This is a genomic window from Microbispora sp. NPDC049125, from assembly GCF_040802045.1.
GTDB lineage: Bacteria > Actinomycetota > Actinomycetes > Streptosporangiales > Streptosporangiaceae > Microbispora.
Window position 1 is genome coordinate 183,732 of record NZ_JBEZDW010000003.1, and the last position, 22,561, is coordinate 206,292.

General features: G+C 72.2%; 21 protein-coding genes, 1 pseudogene and 1 riboswitch. Of the genes and pseudogenes, 14 read left to right on the forward strand and 8 right to left on the reverse strand.

Translation table 11 applies throughout. The features are described 5' to 3' along the window. Positions 1-214 precede the first annotated feature (214 nt). Positions 215-376, forward strand: a riboswitch (cyclic di-AMP (ydaO/yuaA leader). A gap of 151 nt (positions 377-527) precedes the next feature. The 3 genes from AB0B72_RS05075 (at position 528) to AB0B72_RS05085 (ending at position 3,335) form a co-directional block, all read left to right on the forward strand. Continuing rightward, positions 528-1,010, forward strand: coding sequence for a C40 family peptidase (locus tag AB0B72_RS05075; RefSeq protein ID WP_367737018.1), 483 nt, complete (start codon positions 528-530; stop codon positions 1,008-1,010). A gap of 163 nt (positions 1,011-1,173) precedes the next feature. Further along, complete coding sequence (locus AB0B72_RS05080) at positions 1,174-2,037, forward strand: hypothetical protein (protein ID WP_367737019.1); 864 nt, start codon at positions 1,174-1,176, stop codon at positions 2,035-2,037. Between the two features lie 116 nt (positions 2,038-2,153). Next, positions 2,154-3,335, forward strand: a complete 1,182-nt coding sequence (locus tag AB0B72_RS05085; RefSeq protein ID WP_367737020.1) for a glycosyltransferase family 4 protein — start codon at positions 2,154-2,156, stop codon at positions 3,333-3,335. A 54-nt stretch (positions 3,336-3,389) separates the two neighbouring features. Here the strand turns inward: AB0B72_RS05085 and AB0B72_RS05090 are convergent, their stop codons facing one another. Both AB0B72_RS05090 and AB0B72_RS05095 read right to left on the reverse strand, forming a co-directional pair. Next, on the reverse strand, positions 3,390-4,691 hold the full coding sequence (locus AB0B72_RS05090) for an Nramp family divalent metal transporter (RefSeq protein WP_367737021.1): 1,302 nt from the start codon (positions 4,689-4,691) through the stop codon (positions 3,390-3,392). Between the two features lie 55 nt (positions 4,692-4,746). Then, a pseudogene (locus tag AB0B72_RS05095) lies at positions 4,747-5,252 on the reverse strand (manganese catalase family protein). A gap of 462 nt (positions 5,253-5,714) precedes the next feature. On the opposite strand from AB0B72_RS05095, the gene AB0B72_RS05100 reads away from it, so the two are divergent. Beyond that, entirely contained in the window at positions 5,715-6,518 is an 804-nt protein-coding gene (locus AB0B72_RS05100) for a PRC-barrel domain-containing protein (RefSeq protein WP_367737022.1), read from the forward strand. A 115-nt stretch (positions 6,519-6,633) separates the two neighbouring features. On the opposite strand, the gene AB0B72_RS05105 is transcribed toward AB0B72_RS05100, so the two are convergent. After that, the gene (locus AB0B72_RS05105) at positions 6,634-6,963 is read right to left on the reverse strand and encodes an ArsR/SmtB family transcription factor (RefSeq protein WP_367737023.1); all 330 of its coding nucleotides are present in this window, start codon (positions 6,961-6,963) and stop codon (positions 6,634-6,636) included. Positions 6,964-7,074: 111 nt separating this feature from the next. On the opposite strand from AB0B72_RS05105, the gene AB0B72_RS05110 reads away from it, so the two are divergent. Beyond that, complete coding sequence (locus tag AB0B72_RS05110) at positions 7,075-7,986, forward strand: NAD(P)-dependent oxidoreductase (RefSeq protein ID WP_367737024.1); 912 nt, start codon at positions 7,075-7,077, stop codon at positions 7,984-7,986. A gap of 18 nt (positions 7,987-8,004) precedes the next feature. Here the strand turns inward: AB0B72_RS05110 and AB0B72_RS05115 are convergent, their stop codons facing one another. Together AB0B72_RS05115 and AB0B72_RS05120 are read right to left on the reverse strand one after the other, a co-directional pair. Then, entirely contained in the window at positions 8,005-9,612 is a 1,608-nt protein-coding gene (locus AB0B72_RS05115; protein ID WP_367737025.1) for an SMI1/KNR4 family protein, read from the reverse strand. 162 nt (positions 9,613-9,774) lie between these two features. After that, positions 9,775-11,559, reverse strand: a complete 1,785-nt coding sequence (locus AB0B72_RS05120; RefSeq protein WP_367737026.1) for a long-chain fatty acid--CoA ligase — start codon at positions 11,557-11,559, stop codon at positions 9,775-9,777. 240 nt (positions 11,560-11,799) lie between these two features. Between AB0B72_RS05120 and AB0B72_RS05125 the strand changes: the two genes are divergently transcribed. The 7 genes from AB0B72_RS05125 (at position 11,800) to AB0B72_RS05155 (ending at position 17,791) form a co-directional block, all read left to right on the forward strand. After that, positions 11,800-12,567, forward strand: coding sequence for a metallophosphoesterase (locus tag AB0B72_RS05125; protein WP_367737027.1), 768 nt, complete (start codon positions 11,800-11,802; stop codon positions 12,565-12,567). 14 nt (positions 12,568-12,581) lie between these two features. After that, positions 12,582-13,019: an SRPBCC family protein gene (locus AB0B72_RS05130; RefSeq protein WP_367737028.1), complete on the forward strand. Its 438-nt coding sequence runs from the start codon at positions 12,582-12,584 to the stop codon at positions 13,017-13,019. Further along, complete coding sequence (locus tag AB0B72_RS05135; protein ID WP_367737029.1) at positions 13,016-14,176, forward strand: ArsA family ATPase; 1,161 nt, start codon at positions 13,016-13,018, stop codon at positions 14,174-14,176. Before AB0B72_RS05130 ends, AB0B72_RS05135 begins: the two co-directional genes overlap by 4 nt. Beyond that, complete coding sequence (locus AB0B72_RS05140; RefSeq protein WP_367737030.1) at positions 14,173-14,634, forward strand: hypothetical protein; 462 nt, start codon at positions 14,173-14,175, stop codon at positions 14,632-14,634. The genes AB0B72_RS05135 and AB0B72_RS05140 overlap by 4 nt, the downstream gene beginning before the upstream one ends. Before the next feature lie 164 nt (positions 14,635-14,798). Next, positions 14,799-15,740 carry an ROK family glucokinase gene (locus AB0B72_RS05145; protein ID WP_367737031.1) on the forward strand — a complete coding sequence of 314 codons (942 nt, stop codon included), beginning with the start codon at positions 14,799-14,801 and terminating at the stop codon, positions 15,738-15,740. Between the two features lie 6 nt (positions 15,741-15,746). Further along, positions 15,747-16,442 carry an endonuclease/exonuclease/phosphatase family protein gene (locus AB0B72_RS05150; RefSeq protein WP_367737032.1) on the forward strand — a complete coding sequence of 232 codons (696 nt, stop codon included), beginning with the start codon at positions 15,747-15,749 and terminating at the stop codon, positions 16,440-16,442. 152 nt (positions 16,443-16,594) lie between these two features. After that, positions 16,595-17,791 (forward strand): hypothetical protein, encoded by a 1,197-nt coding sequence (locus AB0B72_RS05155; protein WP_367737033.1) that lies wholly within the window; start codon positions 16,595-16,597, stop codon positions 17,789-17,791. A 49-nt stretch (positions 17,792-17,840) separates the two neighbouring features. On the opposite strand, the gene AB0B72_RS05160 is transcribed toward AB0B72_RS05155, so the two are convergent. Further along, positions 17,841-18,299, reverse strand: coding sequence for a hypothetical protein (locus AB0B72_RS05160; RefSeq protein ID WP_367737034.1), 459 nt, complete (start codon positions 18,297-18,299; stop codon positions 17,841-17,843). A gap of 12 nt (positions 18,300-18,311) precedes the next feature. Then, entirely contained in the window at positions 18,312-19,076 is a 765-nt protein-coding gene (locus AB0B72_RS05165) for an alpha/beta hydrolase (RefSeq protein WP_367737035.1), read from the reverse strand. Positions 19,077-19,206: 130 nt separating this feature from the next. Between AB0B72_RS05165 and AB0B72_RS05170 the strand changes: the two genes are divergently transcribed. Both AB0B72_RS05170 and AB0B72_RS05175 read left to right on the forward strand, forming a co-directional pair. After that, a complete protein-coding gene (locus AB0B72_RS05170) occupies positions 19,207-19,905 on the forward strand; it encodes a lysophospholipid acyltransferase family protein (protein WP_367737036.1) in 699 nt (232 codons plus the stop codon). Between the two features lie 185 nt (positions 19,906-20,090). Continuing rightward, entirely contained in the window at positions 20,091-21,626 is a 1,536-nt protein-coding gene (locus AB0B72_RS05175; RefSeq protein WP_367737037.1) for an MDR family MFS transporter, read from the forward strand. Between the two features lie 15 nt (positions 21,627-21,641). On the opposite strand, the gene mmuM is transcribed toward AB0B72_RS05175, so the two are convergent. After that, positions 21,642-22,523, reverse strand: a complete 882-nt coding sequence (gene mmuM, locus AB0B72_RS05180; RefSeq protein WP_367737038.1) for a homocysteine S-methyltransferase — start codon at positions 22,521-22,523, stop codon at positions 21,642-21,644. Between the last annotated feature and the right edge of the window lie 38 nt (positions 22,524-22,561).

Genomic DNA, 22,561 nt, shown 5'->3' on the forward strand with positions numbered 1-22,561 from the left:
AGTAACCTGCGGATTTGTCCGATTGTTGGCCGTTATTGGATCTTTATCCGCGGTTGAGGCTTTGCGGAAAGCCGGTCCGGCTCGGTAGCTTCTGGGCCGCGACAGCACGAGTGCTCGTCGCGGTGGGCACGGCCACCCGGCCGGCCCACCTGGCACCTCCACCGAAACGTCACCGACGCCGCCACGAGAAAACCCCCTGCAGAGGGCCCCTGGGCGCGGTGACCTGCCGAGTCCGTGCAGTCAGGAGGCACGGAGCCGGGGAACCAATCGACCTTCTCAAGCGGAGGTCAGGGGTGAATCGGCGCGACACGCGCCGTAGGGCGACTTCCCCGCCCGAATCCGTCAGCTAACCCGGTAGGCGCCAGCGGAAGAACCGAGGAGCAATCCTGTCTACCACCCCCGCTAGTCTGTCTCGCCTTGCCCGCATCACCCTCGGCGCCGCCGCTCTGTCGGCGTCCGTGGGAGCCTTCGGCACCCAGTCGGCGGCGGCCGATACGGGCGATTCGCTGACAGTTACGGTCACGAAGGTGACCACGGAGACCACCGCGAGAGCGGCCTCCAGTACGGCCTCTTCGAAGTCGTCCACCAAGGCGGCCAAGGCCGATTCGAAGAGGAAGGTGAGGAAGCTGAGCAGGGCCGCACTCCAGCGGGCCAAGGCTCGGCGAGCCGTCACCGCGGCCAAGAGTCGCATCGGCGCCCCCTACCGGTGGGGAGCCACCGGCCCGGGGGCGTTCGACTGCTCGGGCCTGGTCCAGTACGCCTGGCGCAAGGCGGGCGTCAAGCTTCCGCGCACGACGTGGTCCATGCGCAGCGGCGTGAAGAAGAAAGTCTCCTGGAACGCTCTACAGCCGGGCGACCTCGTCTTCACGAGCGGCGGCGGTCACGTGGGCCTGTACGTCGGGCACGGCAAGATGATCCACTCTCCGCACTCCGGAGCGCGGGTCAGGATCGACCCGCTCGACTCCTACCGCAAGCGCACCTTCGTGGGAGCGGTACGCCCCGGCGCCTGATCCGTCGTCCCCCGTGCGTCCCCCGTGCGTCCCCAGTGCGTCCGCCGTGGACCTCGGAATCAGGTGACCTCCACAGGAGCGCCGCGCCGGACCTCGTCCGGCGCGGCGCTCCCGCGTCAGGGGGTCTGTTAGCCTCGTGCCCCCGACCTCCCAGGTGAGGAACGTGAGCCAGACCCGCCAGGCCGTCGCTCAGCGTGCCGGGGCCTCCCGCACCCTGGCCCTGCTCGTCGCGGCGGTGACGCTGCTGGCGGGGGTGCCGGGATCCGGCCCGCGGGACATGCTGCTGCCCCGGGCCCGGGCGATCGCCGCCGAGCGTCCCTCCTTGTGGACGGGGGCGTTCGTCGCCCGGGGCGAGCACGCCGTGGTGATCGGGAATCCGAGAGGGCTCGTCACCGAGCTGGCCGCGCTCGCCGACGACGCGAGCCGTACGGTCGCCCGCGTCTGGGGACGGCCCGTCGACGCGGTCGTCCTCGTCCCGCGCACGGCGGAGCAGGCGGCCGAGCTGGCCGCACCGGCCAGGGTGGAGGGCATGGCGGCGCTCGCCGGTGCCGACCGTGTGATCGTCGAGCCGTCCGGGTTCGCCCGGCTGTCGGCGGCGGGCCGCCGGATCGTCGTGACCCACGAGCTCACCCATCTCGCCACCGGCGCGGCCGTCAGCCCTGGTATGCCGGTCTGGCTGGTGGAGGGCTTCGCCGACTACGCCGGCTACCTCGGCAGCGGGCTCCCGGTCACCACCGTGGCCGCCGAGCTGGCCGCGGACGTGCGCGCCGGCTCGGCGCCCCGGGAGCTTCCCGTACGCGCCGACTTCGACGCCGGCCCGGTACGGCGGGCCGAGGCGTACGAGGCCGCATGGCTGGCCTGCCGGTACGTCGCCGGGCGGTTCGGCGAGCGGCGGCTGGTCGCCCTCTACCGCGCGGCTGCGGCGTCGGGCCTGGACGCCGCCCTGCGTGGCACGCTCGGCATGACGGAGGCGGAGCTGACCCGCTCCTGGCGGGCCTACGTGCTCGACCAACTGGCCTCGCCGTAGCGGCGCGGGGGTCCCGGCCGCGCCGCGCCGGCGAGCTGGGACAATTCCGTGGGCCGGTGATCGGACCCGGCCGGCATCACGCCGTCCGCCCCGGGTAGCCGCAGGCGGACGGGACCGTGGGCCGGGACGAGGGCGAGGGGGTGGGGGCGGCGAAGCGCACTCTGATCGTCACCAACGACTTCCCGCCCAGGGCGGGAGGGATCCAGGCGTTCGTGCACGGGCTCGCCAGGTCCCGCCCGCCGGGCTCCGTCGTGGTGTACGCCCCCCGGTGGAAGGGGTGCGAGGAGTTCGACGCGCGTCAGCCGTACGAGGTGGTGAGGCACCCCTCCTCCCTCATGCTGCCGACGCGGGGGGTCGCGCGGCGGGCGGCCGGCCTGGTCGAGGACGGCGGCACGGTCGTCTTCGGCGCCGCGGCGCCGCTCGGCCTGCTCGCCCCCGTCATGCGGCGGGCCGGAGCGGCCCGGGTCGTCATGCTCACCCATGGGCACGAGGCCTCGTGGGCCGGTCTCCCGGTCGCGCGCGGCCTGCTGCGCCGTATCGGCCGGGACGCCGACGTCGTCACCTACCTGGGCGAGTACACGCGGCGCCGCATCGCGCCGGTGATCCCCGGCACCCGGCTCGTACGGCTGGCGCCCGGCGTGGACACGGCCGTCTTCCACCCGGGGGCGGGGGGCGACGGGGTGCGCCGGTCCCTGGGCCTGGGGGACCGCCCGGTTGTGGTGTGCGTCTCCCGGCTCGTCCCGCGCAAGGGCCAGGACATGCTGCTGCGCGCCTGGCCCCTGGTGCTGCGGCGGGTCCCCTCCGCCGCGCTGCTCCTCGTGGGCGGCGGCCCCTCCCGTCAGGGGCTGGAAAGGGCGGTGGCCCGGGGCGGCCTGAGCGGCTCGGTCGTCGTCACGGGCTCGGTCCCGTGGGAGGCCCTCCCGTCGTACTACGACGCGGGCGACGTGTTCGCGATGCCCTGCCGCAGCCGGGTGGGCGGCCTCGACGTGGAGGGCCTCGGCATCGTCTATCTGGAGGCGTCGGCGACCGGGCTTCCCGTGGTCGCCGGTTCATCGGGCGGCGCCCCCGACGCCGTACGGCACGGCGAGACCGGCCTGGTGGTCGACGGCACCTCGCACACGGCCGTCGCCGAGGCGCTGGCCGGGCTCCTGTCCGACCCCGTGCGCGCCCGGGCGATGGGGGAGCGGGGCCGGGCCTGGATCGAGGAGGAGTGGCGGTGGGACCGGGTCGCCACCCGGTTCGCCGGGCTCCTCGACATGACGTCCCGCGACGAGGGCCCGGCGGCCGGGCCGGTCTGAGGGGTGCGCGGCAGGCCGGTGTGAGCGCGGCGCGCGCCCGGCCGGACGCCCGGTTCAGCCGGTGAAGATCTGCACGAGCAGGAACGCGTTGAGCGCGCTGATCACGGTCGCGACCGCCACTCCCATGGCGGTGGTGGAGCGGCGGTTGACCAGGCCGCCCATCAGCTTGCGGCTGCCGGTGAACGCCACGAGGGGCGCCAGGGCGAACGGGATGCCGAAGGACAGCGCCACCTGGCTCAGCACGAGCGCCCGCGTGGGATCGACGCCCGCGGCCAGGACCGCCATGGCCGGGAGCATCGTGACCAGGCGGCGGGCGAGCAGCGGCATCCGCCGGCGCAGGAACCCCTCCATGATCACCTGCCCCGCGTACGTGCCGACGCTCGACGACGCGAGCCCGGAGGCGAGCAGGGCCAGGGCAAACGCGACCGCGGCCCCCGGGCCGAGGATCCTCCCCAAGCCGGCGTGGATGCCCTCCAGGCTGCCGGGGTCGCCTCCGTCGAAGGTCGCGGCGGCGACCGTCAGCATCGCCATGTTGACCAGCCCGGCCACGCCCAGCGCCACCGCGATGTCCACGCGGCTCGCCCGCACGGCCGCCGGGCGGCCCCCGATCCTGCCCTGGTGTTGCGTGAGCGCCGAATGCAGGTACACGACGTGCGGCATGACCGTGGCGCCGACGATGCCGGTCGCCAGCAGCAGGCTGTCGGTCCCGGCCAAGCGGGGCACGAAGCCGGCCGCGGCGCCCGCGAGGGAGCCCGAGCTCAGCACCTGGTAGGCGAAGCCCGCCAGCACGACGGTCAGCATCGCCGTGACCACGGCCTCGAACCGGTGCCGTCCCCGCGGCGCCAGCGTGAGCAGCAGCGAGGAGACCACTGCGGTGATCACCGCCGCCGGGAGCAGCGGGATGCCGAACAGCAGGTTCAGGGCGATGGCGCCGCCGATGAACTCGGCCAGGTCGGTCGCCATGGCGACCAGCTCGGCCTGCACCCACAGCGCCCGGCTCACCGGCCGGGGCAGGTGGTCGCGGCACAGCTCGGGCAGGTTGCGCCCGGTGGCGATGCCGAGCTTGGCCGACAACGCCTGGACGAACATGGCCAGCACGTTCGCCGTGGCGATCACCCACAGCAGCAGCGGGCCGTAGCGAGCGCCGCCGGACATGTTGGTGGCGAAGTTGCCCGGGTCGATGTACGCCACGGAGACGACGAACGCGGGGCCGCAGAGAGCGGCCAGCCGGCCCAGGCGGCCCGGCGGGCGCCACCCGGCGCGGCCCGCCGTGCCAGTGCCGGTGCCGGTGCCGGTGCCGGTGCCGGTGCCTGCGGCGGCCGCCCGTGTGTCCGGGTGGTGACGGGAGTCAAGCAAGAGAGCCTCACTGGTCGATCGCTCTGCTCAGGTGGCGGGGTGCCCCCGGCCTCGGTCAGGTGAGCTTGTCCTTGAGCTTGCCGATCGGCCCGGCCTCGCTGCCCAGCGCGGGGCTCCTCGGCTCGCCCAGGCTGCCGTCGTAGGTGTCGTACAGCTTCGGGTCCGGCGGCGGGGGCATCGCGATGTCGCCGAGCGGCTCGGGGTCCGTCAGATAGACGAACTCGTGACGCCCGTCCGGTGTCGGGCCTGACGCCCATCCGCCCCGCGGCCCCTGGTCGCCGTCCGACAGGTTCCAGATCGAGGAGGCATCTGCGTCGTCGCCGTGGCGGGCGCGCCCTCCAGGAGGCGCGCGACCATCGTGGCGAGCATCTCCACGTGGCCGATCTCCTCCGTGGCGATGTCCATGATCAGGTCCTTGTACCTGCCGGGCATCCAGTAGTTCCAGCCCTGGAAGAGGTACTGCATCGTGACGGTCCTCTCGCCGAAGGCGTCGCCGATGAGCTCCTGGAGCTTGCGCGCGTACACCGGGTCGGGCTTTTCTGGCTTCGCCTCGAACTGCAGGTGCTGGGTGTGCCGGAACGTGGATCACTCCTCGTGTCGCGAATCAAGGGAGCCGCAACGCCGTCCTGCCGGCGAATGCCGCGCCCCCGGTGATGTACCTGATGGGGGTCACTCGGAAATCCCAGCACGGTGCCCTCCGGGAGGGCGCGAGCGACATCTAAGGAAGGGCTAATGGTTGGGCAGGCCGCCGCCCTGCGCCGTTCCGTGCTGTCACCCTGCGCCGATCCGGGCCCCTTTGTACTGCCTTGTGCGTCGACCCGAGGCCCCGCGTGGAGACCGGCCCGCGAAAAATCTCAGCGGCCGGGCCGGGAGCCTGAGCCGGCCGATGACCTGGAAGTCCGCACCGTCCGGTCCGGCCGGATCGAGCATCCGCGCATTTGTTTTGTTGGCATGAGGGGTTTTCGCTCGGCTTCTCGCGGTAGGCGGTCAAAGGAACGACCAAGCGAGGAAAAGGGAGAACGCATGATCACGCTCGAACAGATCCCCATGGTCATCGACCATCCGGTCTACGACCCCAACGGGGACAAGGTCGGCGACGTCAAGCACGTCTTCCTCGACGAGGCGACCGGTCAGCCGGAGTGGCTCTGCGTCAAGAGCGGGCTGTTCGGGACCAAGGAGACCTTCATCCCTCTGCAGAACGCCGACCTGGTCGGCGACCGCGTCGAGGTGGCCTACGACAAGGACCGCATCAAGGACGCCCCCGACGTCGACCTCCGCGACGACGGGTACCTGTCGCCCGACCAGGAGCAGGTGCTCTACCGTCACTACGACCTCGACGCGTCGTGGATCCAGGCCAACCAGCCCGGCGACGCCGGCTGGGCCCACACGGCCGGGCAGTCCGAGCGCGAGCGCCTCGGGCGGGACACCTTCACTGACACCGACGGCACTGCCACCACCACCGACGGCGTCATCGATGACACCACCGGTGGCACCGTCGGCGGCACGGCCCGTGAGCGCTTCGGCGTGACCGGCGAGGCCGCCGGGGACGCCTACGACCGTTCCGACGACCGGGCCTACGACCGGGCCGACGACGCGACGACCCGCTCGGAGGAGCCGCTCCAGGCCGGCGCCGAGACCCAGACCGGCCGGGCCCGGCTGCGCAGGTACGTCGTGACCGAGCAGGGTGAGGTCAGCGTGCCGGTCGCCCGCGAGGATGTCCGGGCCGAGCGCGAGCCGGTCGCCGGCGAGCAGACCGTCGCCGGCGACGCCCGCAAGGAGCGGATGGACGCCGAAGACGACGAGGGCGACGCCCGGCGCGCCTTCTGACGCCCGGCCCTCGCGGAGACCTGCGCGTTCCGCCGAGCGCCGATGAGACGACGTCGCCCCGGCACGGCCCCCGTGGCCGCCGGGGCGACGGCGCGTCCGGCCCCGGTTCGCGGCCTCAGCCGCCTGTGGGCCCCGTCCGCCGCAGCGCGGCGAGGACCGAGGTGAGCAGCCCGGGGAACCTGGCCTCCAGGTCGTCGTGGCGCAGCCTGACGACCCGTGATCGTCCCTCCAGGGTGGTTCGCGTGACGCCGGCCTCGCGCAGGACGCGGTAGTGGTGCGACATCGTCGACTTGTGCACGTCGATGCCGTCGCCGATCCCTCCGCAGTTCTCCCCATCGCTGCCGGCCAGCCGGGCCACGATCTCCAGGCGTACGGGATCGGACATCGCGTGCATGACCGAGGCCAGGCTGATGCTCTCGGTGGGTGGATGGAACGGCTCTCGCATCAGTGCACCTGCGCTTTCATGCGTCGCCATCGTACCCGTAGTTCAATGGTTGGACGTTCGTAAAACCGTCGTGTTAGTTTGATGGTTCCCCAACCGTCGAATGGAGATGTCATGCACCAGCAAGCAGACGCCGCCGCCGTGGCGTCGGGCCCGGTCACCGTCGTCGGCCTGGGCCCGATGGGGCAGGCGCTGGCCGGCGCGTTCCTGGCGGCGGGTCATCCCACAACAGTGTGGAACCGCACGGCCGCGAGGGCCGACGCGCTCGTCGCGCGAGGCGCGCTTCGCGCGGCGACGGTCGCCGGCGCGGTCACCGCGAGCCCGCTGGTGATCGCGTGCCTGGTGGATCACGACGCCGTACGCGCGGTGCTCGGCCCCGTGGCCGAGGCGCTCGAAGGCCGGACCCTGGTGAACCTCAGCTCGGCCTCGCCCGGGCAGGCCCGTGAGACGGCGGCCTGGGCCGCCGGCGCGGGCATCGACTACCTCGGCGGGGCGATCATGACCCCAACTCCGGCCATCGGGCGACCGTCCGCCCTGGTTCTCTACAGCGGACGGGAGGACGTCTACCAGGCGCATCTGTCGACGCTGGCAGGTCTGGGAGGCACCGCCTCCTACCTGGGAAGCGACCCCGGCCGGGCGGCGGCCCACGACGTGGCCCTGCTCGCCGTCTTCTGGTCGCTGGTCAGCGGCCTCGTGCACGGCCTCGCCCTGGCCCGCGCCGAAGGCATCCCCGGCAGCGCCCTGGCCCCGCTCGCACAGCCGCTCTTCGGCATGCTGCCCGAGATGATGAGCAGGTTCGCCCGGCAACTCGACGAAGGGCGTCACCCGGGCGAGCGGTCCACCGTCGACTCCGCCGCCGCGAGCCTCGGCCACATCATCCACACGGCCCAGGGCGATCACATCGACGCGGGCGTACTGACCGCCTTCAAGGCTGTGGTCCAGCGAGCGATCGACGCGGGGCACGGCGCGGACGGGCTTTCACGGCTGGCCGCCACACTCGCCGACGCCACACCGGCGCGCGGTTGACGAGTCCCGCCGGGGGCGTCACCCGCGGGTGCTGTCCCATTCCAGCTCGCCCTTGACGACTTCCGGCCGCCAGCCGCGGATCGGCCGGCCGGTCTCCAGGGACCTCGTGGTCGCCTTGAGCAGGGCGAGGTAGGAGGGCCACACCACGTCACCCTCCAGGGTGATGCCCTCCTCATTGAAGAACTCGCCCGTCTTCCCTGTACGGGTGTCGATGAAGAGGTTCCCGCCGTCGTTGGCGTACGCGAAGGGGATCAGACGGCCGTGCCACCAGAATCCGAGCGAGTCTCCTCCGATGTCGCAGAGCATCTTCCAGTTCGTGCGGATGTCCTTGGCGGACATCAGCTCGTAGAAGGGGGCGGGACCGAATCCCCATGAGCCGACGCCGTCGTGCCGCAGCAACGAGGCGCGCAGGTCGTCGGGGAACCGCCGGCCCATCGCCGCCTCCGACCTGGCGATGTCCAGAGGGCGGGCCGGTGGCCGCAGCGATCTGTACGTGGCGGGGGCCTTCCGGGCCAGCCATCGCTCGATGCGCCGCCACACCGCGTTCACTTCGGCGCTGACGCGTGGGCTTGGCAGGCGCACGCGGGGCGTACGGCGGGGTGGGAGGCAGCCGCCGGCCCGCAGCTCCCCGGCCGTCGGTTTGTCCGGGGTCGGCTCCGCGGTGGGTGTGGGGCTGGGGGACGGCCGGGGGCCGCCCGCGCAGCCCGGCCGCAGGGGGGCGGGCGTGTCGGCCCAGCGCAGCTCGCAGCCCGCGGTGACGACCGGATACCAGTCCCGCAGCGCCTCACCGCGCTCCAGCGAGCCCGCCAACGCCTCCAGCATGGCGAGATGCGACGGCCAGCCCATCGGCCCGTCGTACTCCAGCTCTTCCTGCCATTTCGCCTCGCCCACGCGGCCCGTACGCGGCTCGACGAACAGTTCCCGTCCGTAGCTGTCGCCGCCGACGGCGAGGAGGCTGCCGTGCCACACCCCGTGCTCAGGATCGGCCGCGTCCAGGTCGCCCTCCATCACCAGGTCTTGGCAGTTGCCCCCGTTGATGGAGTCGATGTCGTACAGGCCGAGCAGGCCGTACGACGGCGGCAGTTGGAACCCCGCGCCCAGGTTGCCGTCGGCGCCGTCATGCCGCAGGTAGGAGACGTACAGGTCGTCGGGCAGGCGGCGGTCGTGGCGGGCCTCCCATCCGGCGACGCTCTGCGGTTCGGCGCCGAACTCGAGCTTCCGCAGCGTGGCCGAGGCGTGCGCGCCGAGCCAGCGTTCGACGCGGTCCCACGCCTGGTTCACCCGTGTGGCGACCGCCGGATCGGGCGTGCGTGGGGTGTAGGCAGGCTCCTCCGAACCCATGACCTCGGGCTCCTGCGGCGTCGCGGTTTCGGCCGTGCTCGGATCGTCCTCCCAGCGGATCGGAGGGCAGCCGATGGCCTTCGCCTGCTCAGGCGTGAGAGCCCGCGCCTTGATGTCAGCCTCGGTCTCAGGATCGTCGCAGGACAGCGACACGGTGTCGCCGGCGGACATGGAGAAGCACCTGACCGAGTCCTCCATGAGGCCCGGCTCGCCCGCGGTCGCGCTCATCAGAAGCGCGGTCACGAGCACCGGTCCTGCAAGGCGCGTCCGCAGGGTTCCGATCATCCGCGCACCTTATCGATCTTGTGCGTCGTCGTGCCGGAAATCGCTGGAAAACACCGCGCTTCGCCCAGGACTCGTCACAGACGGACCGGCCATGGCCCGTGCTCGCGGGAACGTCCCCGAGGGAACCGCCGCGTCACCTGCCGGCCCGGACGTGCAAGCCCTCTAGCCGTACAGCTCCTCGATCTGCTTGGCGAAGTCGCGCGTCACGAGGTTGCGCTTGACCTTGAGGGACGGGGTGAGGTGGCCGCTCTCCTCGGTCAGGTCGTTCTCCAGGATCACGAACTTCTTGATCTGCTCGGGCTTGGAGACCATCCGGTTCGCCTGGTCCACCGCGGTCTGCACCTCGGCCAGGAGCGCCGGGTCGGTCAGGGAGACCTCGGCCTTGCCGCCGGCCTGCTTCCACTGCTCGAGCGCCTCGGGGTCGAGCGTGACGAGGGCCGCGACGAACGGCCGGTCGTCGCCGACGACCATGACCTGGCTGACGAGCCGGTGGGCCCGGATGGCGTCCTCCAGCGGGGCCGGCGCGACGTTCTTGCCGCCCGCGGTGACGAGGATCTCCTTCTTCCTGCCGGTGATGCTCAGGTAGCCGTCGTCGTCGAGCCGGCCCACGTCACCGGTGTGGAACCAGCCCTCGGAGTCGACGGCCTCCTTGGTGGCCCGCTCGTTGTTCCAGTAGCCGTCGAAGACGTGGCGCCCTCGCACCAGCACCTCGCCGTCGTCGGCGATCCTGATGCCGACGCCGGGGAACGGCTTGCCGACCGTGCCGATCTTGTTGGCTCCCGGGATGTTGACCGTCGAGGGGGCGCTGGTCTCGGTGAGCCCCCAGCCCTCGAACACCTCGATGCCGACGCCCCGGAAGAAATGGCCGAGCCGCTCGCCGAGTGCCGACCCTCCGGAGACCGCGGCGCTCAGCGCCCCGCCGGTGGCCGCGCGGAGCTTGCCGTACACGAGCTTGCCGAAGGCCGCGTGCTTGAGCCGGACGCCGAACCCGGCGCCGCCGGAGCTCTCCGCCCTGCTCCAGGCGATCGCCGCGTCGACCGCGGCGTGGAAGATCTTGCCCTTGCCGTCGGCGGTGGCCTTCTGCTCGGCGGAGTTGTACACCTTCTCGAAGACCCGCGGCACGCCCAGCAGGAACGTGGGCTTGAACTCCTGCAGGTCGGGAGCGACGTTCTTCATGTTGGGGGTGTGCGCCAGGACGGTGCCGGTCTCGATGAGCACGATCTGGATGAGCCGGGCGAAGCTGTGCGCCAGCGGCAGGAAGAGCAGCGCGGCGCGGCCGTCCACCTCGAACAGCTGCTCCAGCGGCCCGCGGGACACGTTGCGCGCGGTGAACAGCAGGTTGTCGTGGGTGAGCCGGCATCCCTTGGGCATGCCGGTCGTGCCCGACGTGTAGATGATCGTCGCGAGGTCCCGGCCGCCCCTGCTCGCCCTGCGCTCGGCGAGCGTCTCGTCGCTCACCTCGGCGCCGAGCCGCGTCAGCTCGTCGAGCCCGCCGCCCTCGATCCGCCAGAGCAGGGCCAGGTCGGGCGTCGCCTCACGGACGGTCTCCTCGTGGACCGGCAGCTCCACGAACACGCCCTTGGCGCCGCTGTCGGACAGGATCCACTTCACCTGGTCGGCGGAGGAGGTCTCGTAGATCGGCACCCCCACCGCGCCCGCCGCCCAGATGGCGTAGTCGGCGACCGTCCACTCGTAGCGGGTGCGCGACATCAGCGCGACCCGGTCGCCGGGCTCGACACCGGCCGCGATCAGGCCCTTCGCCACTCCGGCCACCAGGTTGCGGAACCCGGCCGCCGTGATGGGTGCCCACGGTGCGCCGGGCGCGTCGCCGTCCTTGTGCCGGATCACCACGGCGTCAGGCTCGTCCACGGCCCGCTGGAACACCACGTCGGTGCAGTTCGCCGACGGAGGGACGTCCACCAGAACGGGAACGCTGAACTCGCGCACGGTCACTCCTTCGCGCATGCCCCGGGTCTCCGGGGGGAGGGCCGGAGCCGCATGAGCAGGACCATCACTCTTCGTGTCTCACGGGACGCTACCGTGCGATGTTACGCATGGGTAGATCCGTCACCCAGGCGTTACCCAGGGCACCCGCACGGTATCAGTCTCCCCGCGCGAGCCCGGCCCGACACATCTGGTAGCACAAGCGTTTGGTTGGTACGCGTCGGCGGACACTACGATGTCGCCATGCGAATCCACGTCGTCAGCGACGTCCACGGCCGCGCGGACGCCCTCGCCCGCGCCGGTGACGGCGCCGACGCGCTGGTGTGCCTCGGCGACCTGATCCTCTTCGTCGACTACGCCGACCACTCCCAGGGGATCTTCCCCGAGCTCTTCGGCGCGCACCGGGCCACCGAGCTGATCGGCCTGCGCACGTCCGGGCGCTTCGACGAGGCGAGGCGGATGTCGGCCGAGCTGTGGGCCACCCTCGGCGGCGACCCCCGCGAGCACATCGAGGCCGCCGTCCGGCGGCAGTACGAGCAGATCTTCACGGCGATGCCCACACCCGCCTACCTGACGTACGGCAACGTGGACCTGCCGCGCCTGTGGCCCGAATACCTCAGGCCCGGTCACCGGGTGCTCGACGGCGCCACGGCGGAGATCGGCGGGCTGACCTTCGGCTTCGTCGGCGGCGGCCTGTCCACGCCGTACCGCACGCCGAACGAGATCGACGAGGAGGAGTTCGCGCGCAAGGTCGAGGCGGTCGGCGAGGTGGACGTGTTGTGCTGCCACATCCCGCCCGCCGTCCCCGAGCTGCTGTACGACGTGGTGGCCCGGCGCTTCGAACGGGGCAGCGAGGCCACCCTGGAGGCGATCAGGAGGACGCAGCCGCGTTACGCCCTGTTCGGCCACGTCCACCAGCCGCTGGCGAGGCGGACCCGGATCGGCCGCACCGAGTGCGTCAACGTCGGCCATTTCCGCGGCCGTGGCACGCCTTTCGCCCTCGAGTGGTGAAGTACCGTGGGCCCATGGCTGATCGCACCTCGTCCAGCATCACGATCGGCGCGGGCCGGTCGACAATCATGGCCGTCATCGCCGACTTCCCGGCCTACCCGGAGTGGGCGGGCCAGGTGAAGGCGGCGGAGGTCCTGAAGACCGGCGACGGCGGACGCGCCTCCCAGGTCAGGTTCGTCCTCGACGCCGGAGTGATCAGCGACGAGTACGTCCTCGGCTACGAGTGGGACGACGACGCGGCGGTGAGCTGGCGGGTCGTCGAGGCCGGCAAGATGGTCTCCGGCCTGACCGGCAGCTACCGGCTGGCCGAGGCCGGCGGGGCCACCGAGGTGACCTACGACCTCGCCGTGGACCTGAAGGTCCCGATGATCGGCATGATCAAGCGGAAGGCCGAGAAGGTCATCATCGACACCGCGCTCAAGGGGCTCAAGCGGCGCGTCGAGGGCCGATGAGGATCATCCTCTTCACCGGCAAGGGCGGAGTCGGCAAGACGACGGTCGCCGCCGCGACGGCCACGCTGGCCGCGAAGAGGGGCCTGAAGACCCTCATCGTCTCCACCGACACCGCGCACTCGCTCGCCGACGCGCTCGCCGTCGAGCCCTCCGGGGAGCCGGTCGAGGTCGCGCCCGGCCTCCACCTGCAGCAGGTCGACACGCAGCGCTCGCTCGAACGCTACTGGGGCGAGCTGCGCGACTACGCCGGCACCCTGCTCGGCGAGCTCGGCCTCGACGAGATCACCTCCGAGGAGATCACGGTCTTACCCGGGGCCGAGGAGATCCTCGCGCTGCTGGAGCTGCGCGAGCAGGCCCGCACCGGCCGGTGGGACGTGATCGTCGTCGACTGCGCGCCCACCGCCGAGACGCTGCGGCTGCTCGCCCTCCCCGAGGCCCTCGACTGGCACGTCAACCGCCTGCTCCCCACGGGGCGGCGGCTGCTGAAGGCCCTGTCACCCGTCATCCGCCACGTCGCCAAGGTCAGCGTGCCGGAGAGCGAGGTCGTCTCGGCGGGGGAGCGGCTGCACCGGGGGCTGCTCGGGGTCCGCGAGATGCTCGCCGGGGAGGACGCCTCGGTCCGGCTGGTCCTCACCCCCGAGGCGGTCGTCGTGGCCGAGGCCCGCCGCACGCTCACCTCCCTCAGCCTGTACGGCTACCGCGTCGACGCCGTCGTCGCCAACCGCGTCTTCCCCGCCGGGGGCGCCGACGAGTGGCGCAGGGGATGGGTGGAGGCCCAGGCCAGGCAGCTCGGCGTGGTGCACGAGTCGTTCGCGCCGCTGCCCGTCCTCACCGTCCCCTACCTGCCCGCCGAACCCGTCGGCGCCGCCGCCCTCGCCGGGGTCGCCGAGGAGCTGTACGGCACGGCCGACCCCTTCGCCCGTCCCGACGTGGAGCCCCCGCTGCGGATCACCGCCGACGAGCTGACGCTCGCCCTGCCGCTGGCCGACCGCGACGACGTCGACCTGGCCAGGAAGGGCGACGAGCTGATCATCACGGCGGGGCCGTACCGGAGGGTGATCGCCCTTCCGGTGGCCCTCGCCCGCCGCTCCGTTTCCTCCGCCGCGCTCCGGGACGGCCGTCTGCGGGTACGGTTCGAGACAGGAGGGGCGAAATGACGGATTCCAACAACGGCGTCAACCCGGAGGGCCGCCGCCGCGACCCGCTCGGCTCGGCGGCCGAAGAGGCGTTCAAACTGCTCGACGCCGTACAGCAGCGGGTCGGCCGCGAGTTCGGCAAGGGCCTGGTGAAGGGCTCGATGAGCGGCTTCGGGTCGGCGTTCGGCGGCGCGGGCGCCGGCAGAGGCGCGGGCGCGAGCCCCGCCGCCGACGTGTGGAGCGAGGCGGTCGGCGAGGGCCACGGCGACGAGTACATCTGCCGCGCCTGCCCAGTGTGCCGGGTCATCGCCGCGCGCAAGGAGGCGGGCGGCGACGTCGCCGACCACCTGTTCGCGGCGGGCGGTGAACTGTTCGCCGCGCTCCGGCAGGCGGTGGACGCGCTGCAGCGCCCGGCGTCCCGTGGGCCCGGCGGCGAGCGCCCGGAGGGGCCGCGGGTGGAGCGCATCGACCTGAGCTGATCCGTTCATCTCCGGGGCGGGCGTGGCCACCTGCTTTTCCTGGGGTGTTGCCCTGGCCGGTCGTGATCCGCTTCAATCGGCGCGGACCGCGGGCGAATGCCGGGCGGGCTGGTGACGGCGGGTGACGGCGGGCGTCGCGGCGACTCGGGCGAGAAGGAGACACCATGGCACTGACCATCGGCGTGGACGTGGGCGGTACCAAGATCGCCTCAGGTGTCGTCGACGAGGAGGGGCATGTCCTTGAGCGGGGCGTGCGGCACAGCCCGGCCGGCAGCCCGGAGAAGATGGCCCTGACGATCGCCGAGGCGGTGACCGAGCTCGCCGGCCGGCACGAGGTCGAGGCGGTCGGCATCGGGGCGGCGGGATTCATCGACGAGACCCGGTCGGTCGTGCGGTTCGCGCCCAACCTCGCCTGGCGCGAGGAGCCGCTGCGCGAGAAGGTCGGCGAGCTGGTGGACATGCCGATCGTCGTGGAGAACGACGCCAACGCCATGGCGTGGGGCGAGTACCGCTTCGGCGCCGGACGGGGCGAGAGCCACGTGGTGTGCGTGACCGTCGGCACCGGGATCGGCGGCGGCATCGTGCTCGGCGGCCGGCTCTACCGGGGCAGGTGGGGGATGGGCGCGGAGCTCGGCCACATGCAGGCCGTGCCCGGCGGCCGGCCCTGCGGCTGCGGCAACACCGGGTGCTGGGAGAAGTACGCCAGCGGCAGCGCGCTGCTGCTGGAGGCGAAGCGGAACGCGCAGGCCGACCCGTCGTCGGCCCCCCACCTGCTCCGCCTGGCCGGCACGGCCGACGCCGTCGAGGGCGAGCACGTCACCCAGGCGGCCCGGCAGGGCGACCCCGCCGCGCTCGCCGCGTTCGAGTCGCTCGCCGGCTGGCTCGGCCAGGGGCTCGCCGACCTGGCCTCGATCCTCGACCCCGGCTGCTTCATCATCGGCGGCGGCGTCTCCGGCGCGGCCGACGTCTACATGGACAAGGTGCGGTCCGAGTTCGCCGAGCGGCTCACCGGGCGGGGGCACCGCCCGCTGGCCGACATCCGGGTGGCCGAGCTCGGGCCCGCCGCCGGGATGGTCGGCGCCGCCGACCTCGCCCGGCTCCGCTGACCCCGCGTGCTCCGGGTCGCCGCGTACAACGTCCGGTCGCTCAGAGACGACAGGGCCGCGCTGCTCCGCGTCATCCGGGCCGTACGGCCTGACGTGCTGTGCCTCCAGGAGGTGCCCCGCTTCGCCGGCTGGCGGTGGCGCCGGCGCGCCCTGGCCCGCGACGCGGGGATGGCGGTCGCGGCGGGGGGACGCGTCGGAGGGGTCGCCGTGCTCGCCGGCCCCGCCGTACGGGTCCTGCACGGCCGGGGCCACAGGCTGCGCTGGTACAGCGGGCTGGAGTGGCGGGGCGCCGCCCTCGCCGTGGTCGGCAAGGACGGCGCGCGGTACGCCGTCTGCTCGATCCACCTCGACCTGGTGGCGGGAGCCCGGCTCCGGCACGCCGTGCAGGTCACGGCGATCCTGGAGGGGGCGGCCCGGACGTTCGGGGCGCGGGCCGTGCTCGCCGGGGACGTCAACGAGGAGCCTGGCGGGCCGGTCTGGCGTCACCTCGCCGGGCGGTACACCGACTGCTTCGCCGCCGCCCCCGAGGGGGACGGCCGCACGTTCCCGGCCGGGGATCCTCGCGCGCGCATCGACGCGATCTTCGCCGGGCCGGGGCTCCACGTGCTGCGGTGCGGTGGCGCGGACGTCTCGCCGCGCGACCTGGCCGCCGCCAGCGACCACCTGCCCGTGGTGGCGGACCTCGCGCTCCCCGGCGGGTAGCGACGTGCGGATTCCGGGACATACGGACGGTCGCGCGATGGCACGTTCCGGGCCGCGAATATAAGACGTTCCGGTCGCACTCCGGCATCGCTTGGGAATCGAAATCACCACCTCCCGGGCGAGCCGCCGGAGGTCACCCTTACGATCGTTTCATGACCCGCCGCCCGACACGGCGTGCGGTACCGCTGTGTGCGCTTCTCGCCGTCCTGCTGAGCGGCTTCTTCCTGCGTGCCACATCGGTCGCGCACGCCCACACGCACGCCGGCTCCGAGCATGGCCCCCAAGCCCGCGCCGCGAACGTGCGCCCGCAGGCGGAGCGCAGCCCGTCGCAGGACGACACCGCTCAGGGGACCTCCCTCGGGCAGATGGGAAAGGACGGCTCGCTGTCGGACGTGGCCGGGCTGTCGGCGGGGGACGTGTGGGCGGTGGGCCAGGGGAACGCCTGGGACATGTGGCGCAACCGCGGCGTCATCCTGCACTGGAACGGCGCCTCCTGGGCCGAGATCCCCGTCCGGGGCGACGCCACCGGCGTGAGCCACCTGAGGTCGGTCGCCGCATCCTCGCCCGGCGAGGTCTGGGCGGTCGGCGACGGCCGGGACGGCCTGCCGTACGTCGCGAAGGGCTCGCAGGACGGGTTCGCCCGGGTCGCCGTGCCGGAGCTGCGCACGGGCGACTGGCTCGGCGGCGTGGCGGCGGCCGGGAGCCGGGTCGTCGCCGTCGGCAGCCGGGACGGCCACGCGTTCATGGCGGCCACCGGCGGGGCGGGCGAGGGCACGGTGTGGACCTCGGCCGCCGGTCCAGAAGGCGCGTTGTACGGGGTGGCGCTCGCCGGGAGGACCGACGGCTGGGCGGTGGGCGACTCGGGGAGCGCGCCGATCGCCATGCGGCTGTCGGAGGACGGCTGGAAGCAGGTGGACCTGCCGGAGATCAAGGGCGGGTTCCTCAGGGACGTCTACGCCCAGAGCCGGAAGCGGGCCCTCGCCGTGGGCGGCGTCTACACCGGCGACGGCGGCGTCGATCCGCTGGTCCTGTCGTGGGACGGCAAGCGCTGGACGCGGGAGGATCCGCCGAAGCGCCGCGCCGACCTGTACGGCGTGGGCGGCGACGGCGACGGGACGTTCTGGATCTCCGGCTACGACCCCGAGCGCCCGCGACAGGGATTCATGCTCCGCTACGACGGGTCCCACTGGACCACCATCCGCGGGGAGGACTCCGCGGACGAGCGCACGGTGCGGCTCCAGGCCGTCACCCGCGTCGCGGACGTGACGATGGCGGTCGGCTACGTGCTCGACGCCAAGGACCGCTACACCGATCTCGTCGAGAAGTTCGGCCCGCCGCCCGCGGGGTGAGCGGCCCCGCCCGTGCCCCGTTCAGGCGACGCCGTTCAGGCGACGCCGTTCAGACGACGGCGCCGTCGTCCCAGCCGGAGTCGGGGGGCGGGCCGTCGCCCATGCGGACGACGAGCGTGACGAACCCGGCGATGAACGCCGACACCGCGGCGAACACGATCCAGCCGTCCCTGGGCCAGTCCAGCAGCGCGGCGAGTAACAGGTAGGCGGGCCCGCCGAAGAGCGCGAGCCAGGACATCCTGCTCACGGCGTCCCCCTGAGGCAGCGGGGGAGGAGGTGGCGGGATGTAGTGGTCCTCCTCGCGGTCCTCCGCGGGGGCGGCGTCCTCGTCCTCGCCGGCCTCTTCGCCGGGGGACGGCTCCTGGAGCAGGCCGCCGGGATCCGGGGCCTCCTCGGGGACGTTCTCCCGATCAGGCCATGGCTGACTGGCCGAGGCGTCCTCGGCCTTCTCATTGAACGAGGCGACGATCTGACGCCAGACCTCGTCCTCGTCACTCTGCGGCGTCACATCGATCCCAGGTCACAAGTCCTTCGTCAAGGGTACAGAGGCATGGGAGCGGATGAAGTCGAGGCTCCCCTGGAAGATCAGGGGCGCGTCGTTGTCGAGGGTCGCGACGTGGTAGCTGTCGGCGAGCTCCCGGACCTCCAGGTTCTCCCCCATCCTCTGCCTGAGGAAGGCCACGCTGGCCGGTTTGACCACGTGGTCGCCGGGGCTGTGGAACACCAGCACCGGCTGCGTGACCTTGCCGATGTCCGACTGGACGAGCTTCCACAGCCGGGGCAGCGTGGAGGCCGCCCGGACCGGGGTGCGCGTGTAACCGAGCTCGGTCGCGCCTTCCTTCTTGATGTCCCCCGCGACGCCGGGGACCGAGGCCATCACGAGCTTGAGCGCCGGGGCCAGCCGCAGCAGCGGCGTGTCGCTGACCACAGAGGGGTTGACCACGACGACCCCCTGGACGGCGTCCCCGTGGACCTCCGCCAGGCGCAGCGCCATGCACCCGCCGAGCGACAGCCCCATCACGAAGACCTCCGAGCACCGGCCGCGCAGGTCGGCGAAGGCCTTGCCGAGCTCGGCGTACCAGTCCTCCCAACGCGTACGGTTCATCTCCTGCCAGGTCGTGCCGTGACCTGGGAGACGGGGAAGCGACACGGTGAGCCCGGCGTCCGCCAGGAACTCCGCCCAGGGCCGCAACGACTGCGGCGACCCGGTGAAGCCATGGCACAGCAGGGCGCCGATCTCGCCGCCCTCATGGTGGTACGGCTCCGCGCCTGCGAGCACTGGCATGGGAAACCTCCGTGTCACCGCGACGGAACAGCGGCTTATTCCGCCCGATACTCGCACGTAAGTCATCGTTAGTGCGAGAGGGCCGGGCGTGCGAAGATGACTTGACGTCCGACCCGAGAGGGGTGCCTGAGTGTTCTACTGGGTGGTGAAGGCCATCCTCTGGCCGTTCCTCCACTTCGTGTTCCGCCCCTGGGCGGAGGGGGTGGACAACGTGCCCAAAGAGGGACCGGTGATCCTGGCCGGCAACCACCTGTCGTTCGCCGACCACTTCTTCGGAGCGCTGTTCCTGCCGCGCAAGGTGATCTCGCTCGGGAAGGCGGAGTACTTCACCGGCCAGGGGCTCAAGGGCATGTTCAGCCGGGCGTTCTTCTCCGGCGTCGGCACTGTCCCGATCGACCGCTCGGGCGGCAAGGCCAGCGAGGCGGCCCTGCGCACCGGCCTTCGCATTCTGCGGGACGACAAGGTCCTCGGCATCTACCCGGAGGGCACCCGCTCTCCCGACGGCCGGCTCTACAAGGGCAAGACCGGCGTGGCCCGGCTCGCGCTGGAGTCCCGCGCGCCCGTCGTGCCCTGGGCCATGGTCAACACGTTCGAGATGATGCCCCCCGGCCGGCCGTTCCCCAAGCTCGGCATCCGCCCCGGCGTCCGGTACGGCAAGCCGCTCGACTTCTCCCGGTACTACGGGATGGAGAACGACCGCCTCGTCCTCAGGGCGGTCACCGACGAGATCATGTACGCGCTCATGGAGCTTTCCGGTCAGGAGTACGTCGACAAGTACGCCGCCTCCGCGAAGGTCGAACTCGCCCGGGCGGCCCGGGAGAAGCCTTAATACTGTCGGTCGGGACGAGTAGCGTGGCGGGTGTTCGCCACGCGCACACGGGGATTCCGGACGCTTTCCCCGCATCCGGACGCGCGGGCGGGCGCGTACTGGAAACGGAAGTTCGTGTACCACCGGAGTGAGCGCCTGGGGATGACGTCCGCGCGCGACCCCGGCTCCCGACGTGAGGAATGTGCATGAGTGTTCGCGAGGAGCAGCAGGCCGTCTCCGGCTACCTGCCGCATCGCCAGATTTTGATTGTCTTGTCCGGAGTGGCGGCCGGAATGCTGCTCGCGGCGCTCGACCAGAGCATCGTCGGCACGGCCCTGCCCCGCATCGTGAGCGAGCTGGGCGGCCTGGACAAGCTGTCGTGGGTGGTCACGGCCTACCTGCTCACGTCCACGGCCGCGACCCCGCTGTGGGGCAAGATCTCCGACCTGTACGGCAGGCGGATCATCTTCCAGACCGCCATCGGCATCTTCCTCATCGGATCCGTCCTCGCCGGGCTGAGCCAGGACATCGGCCAGCTCATCGCCTTCCGCGCGATCCAGGGCCTGGGGGGCGGCGGCCTCATGGCGCTGGCGTTCAGCATCATCGGCGACGTCATCCCGCCCCGTGAGCGGGGCCGCTACATGGGCTACTTCGGCGCCGTGTGGGGCGCCTCCAGCGTCGCCGGGCCGCTGCTCGGCGGCTTCTTCACCGACGGCCCCGGCTGGCGGTGGATCTTCTGGATCAACCTGCCGATCGGCCTGGTCTCACTGGTCGTGACGTCGGTCGCGCTCAAGATCCCCGTGGTCCGCCGGCCTCACAAGATCGACTATCTGGGCGCGGTGCTCATCATCTCGGGCGTGTCGTGCCTGCTTCTCTACCTGGACTGGGCGGGCAACGACCTCGGCTGGACCGCCCCCGGCTCCCTGGCCCTGCTCGCCGGCTTCGTCGCGCTGGCGGCGCTGTTCGTGCTGGTGGAGCTGCGCGCCCCCGAGCCGATCCTGCCGATGCGGCTGTTCCGCAACTCCATCTTCAGCGTGGGGAACGTGTACACCTTCCTGTCCGGCCTGGCGATGTTCGGCGGCATGATCTTCCTGCCGGTCTACCTGCAGGCGGTCCAGGGCATGTCGCCGACCCGGTCCGGGCTGGCGCTGCTGCCGGCCGTCGCGGGCATCTTCTCCACGTCCATCACCTCCGGCCAGCTCATGAGCCGCACGGGACGGTACAAGATCTTCCCGATCATCGGCGCGGCCGTACTCATCGTCGCGCTCGGGTTGCTGGCCACGATCAAGGTGGACACACCGTACTGGCAGGTCGCGATCTACGCGTACCTCTTCGGCGCGGGGCTCGGATTCACCATGCAGACGATCGTCACGGCGATCCAGAACGCCGTGGAACGGTCGGACATGGGCACGGCGACCAGCTCCACCACGTTCTTCCGCATGATGGGCGCCGCCATCGGCACCGCGATCATGGGGGCGGTCCTCACGAACCGGCTGACCCACTACATGGCCGTCGAGTTCGGCGGCAAGGCGCCGTCGGGCAATGTCGACGCCAACAACGTGCAGGCGATTCAGCAGCTCCCGCCGCAGGTCAAGGAGCACGTGCTGGTGGCCTTCACCAGCGCCATCGACGACGTGTTCATCGCCAGCCTCCCGTTCGTGGTGGTCGCGCTGGTGGTGGCGTTCTTCGTCAAGGAGATTCCGCTGGCGACCGGCAAGAGCGAGCCCGCCGTCGGCGGCTGAGACCGGGCGGCCGTTTCAGAGGGGCGTCGTGGCCGTTCCCGCCGGTGCGAGACGGGAGCGGACCTCGCGGATGTGCTCGGGCGTCGTGCGGCAGCAGCCGCCGACGTACCGGGCGCCGAGAGCCTGCCACCGGGCGGCCTCCTCGCCGAACTCGACGGGGTCGGCCAGGCCCAGCCACCGCCGGCCGGCGGCGTCCCAGGTCTCGCCGGAGTTGGGGTAGACGATGGTCGCCCCGTGGCCGATCAGGTCGGGGATGAACCGCGGGGCGGTGCAGTTCACGCCCACCGCGACCACCTGGGGCAGGTCGGCGAACAGGGCGGCGCACTCCTCGAAGGGGGTGCCGTCGTTGACGTGGTGCCCGTCCCGGCAGGAGAAGCTGACCCACGCCCGCACATCCGGAGTCTCGCGCAGCAGCGTGGCGAGCGCCCTGGCCTCCGCCGCCGACGGGATCGTCTCGCACGCCAGCAGGTCGGCCCCGGCGGAGGCGAGGATCTCGAAGCGCTCGCGGTGCCAGGCGGCCAGGCCGTCGGCGTCGAGGTCGTAGTCGCCCGTGTACTCGGCTCCGTTGGCGAGATAGGCGCCGTACGGCCCCACACTCGCGGCCACCAGGCCGTGGCCCGCCTCGTCCCGGGCCTGCACGGCGAGGGTGACGGACAGCCGGATCAGGTCGCGCGCCTGCGCGGCGGTGTGGCCGCGCCGTACGAAACCGGGGATGCTCGCCTGGTAACTCGCCGTCGTGGCGACGTCGGCCCCGGCGCGGAAGTAGTCGAGATGGGCCTGCCGGATGACGCCGGGATCGGTGGCCAGCAGCCTCGCCGACCACAACTCGTCACGCAGGTCGCAGCCGAGTGCCTCCAGGCGCGTGGCGAGACCGCCGTCCAACACGATGGAACTCATCCGGCAACCTTATGCGTTCCTGACCTATGGGGCTTAAA

Coding starts and splice junctions, on each gene's coding strand:
- AB0B72_RS05110 (WP_367737024.1), top strand. CDS start 7,075: ATGCACCAGCAAGCAGACGCCGCCGCCGTGGCGTCGGGCCCGGTCACC.
- AB0B72_RS05100 (WP_367737022.1), top strand. CDS start 5,715: ATGATCACGCTCGAACAGATCCCCATGGTCATCGACCATCCGGTCTAC.
- AB0B72_RS05175 (WP_367737037.1), top strand. CDS start 20,091: ATGAGTGTTCGCGAGGAGCAGCAGGCCGTCTCCGGCTACCTGCCGCAT.
- AB0B72_RS05135 (WP_367737029.1), top strand. CDS start 13,016: ATGAGGATCATCCTCTTCACCGGCAAGGGCGGAGTCGGCAAGACGACG.
- AB0B72_RS05140 (WP_367737030.1), top strand. CDS start 14,173: ATGACGGATTCCAACAACGGCGTCAACCCGGAGGGCCGCCGCCGCGAC.
- AB0B72_RS05155 (WP_367737033.1), top strand. CDS start 16,595: ATGACCCGCCGCCCGACACGGCGTGCGGTACCGCTGTGTGCGCTTCTC.
- AB0B72_RS05130 (WP_367737028.1), top strand. CDS start 12,582: ATGGCTGATCGCACCTCGTCCAGCATCACGATCGGCGCGGGCCGGTCG.
- mmuM (WP_367737038.1), bottom strand. CDS start 22,523: ATGAGTTCCATCGTGTTGGACGGCGGTCTCGCCACGCGCCTGGAGGCA.
- AB0B72_RS05115 (WP_367737025.1), bottom strand. CDS start 9,612: ATGATCGGAACCCTGCGGACGCGCCTTGCAGGACCGGTGCTCGTGACC.
- AB0B72_RS05125 (WP_367737027.1), top strand. CDS start 11,800: ATGCGAATCCACGTCGTCAGCGACGTCCACGGCCGCGCGGACGCCCTC.
- AB0B72_RS05145 (WP_367737031.1), top strand. CDS start 14,799: ATGGCACTGACCATCGGCGTGGACGTGGGCGGTACCAAGATCGCCTCA.
- AB0B72_RS05165 (WP_367737035.1), bottom strand. CDS start 19,076: ATGCCAGTGCTCGCAGGCGCGGAGCCGTACCACCATGAGGGCGGCGAG.
- AB0B72_RS05105 (WP_367737023.1), bottom strand. CDS start 6,963: ATGCGAGAGCCGTTCCATCCACCCACCGAGAGCATCAGCCTGGCCTCG.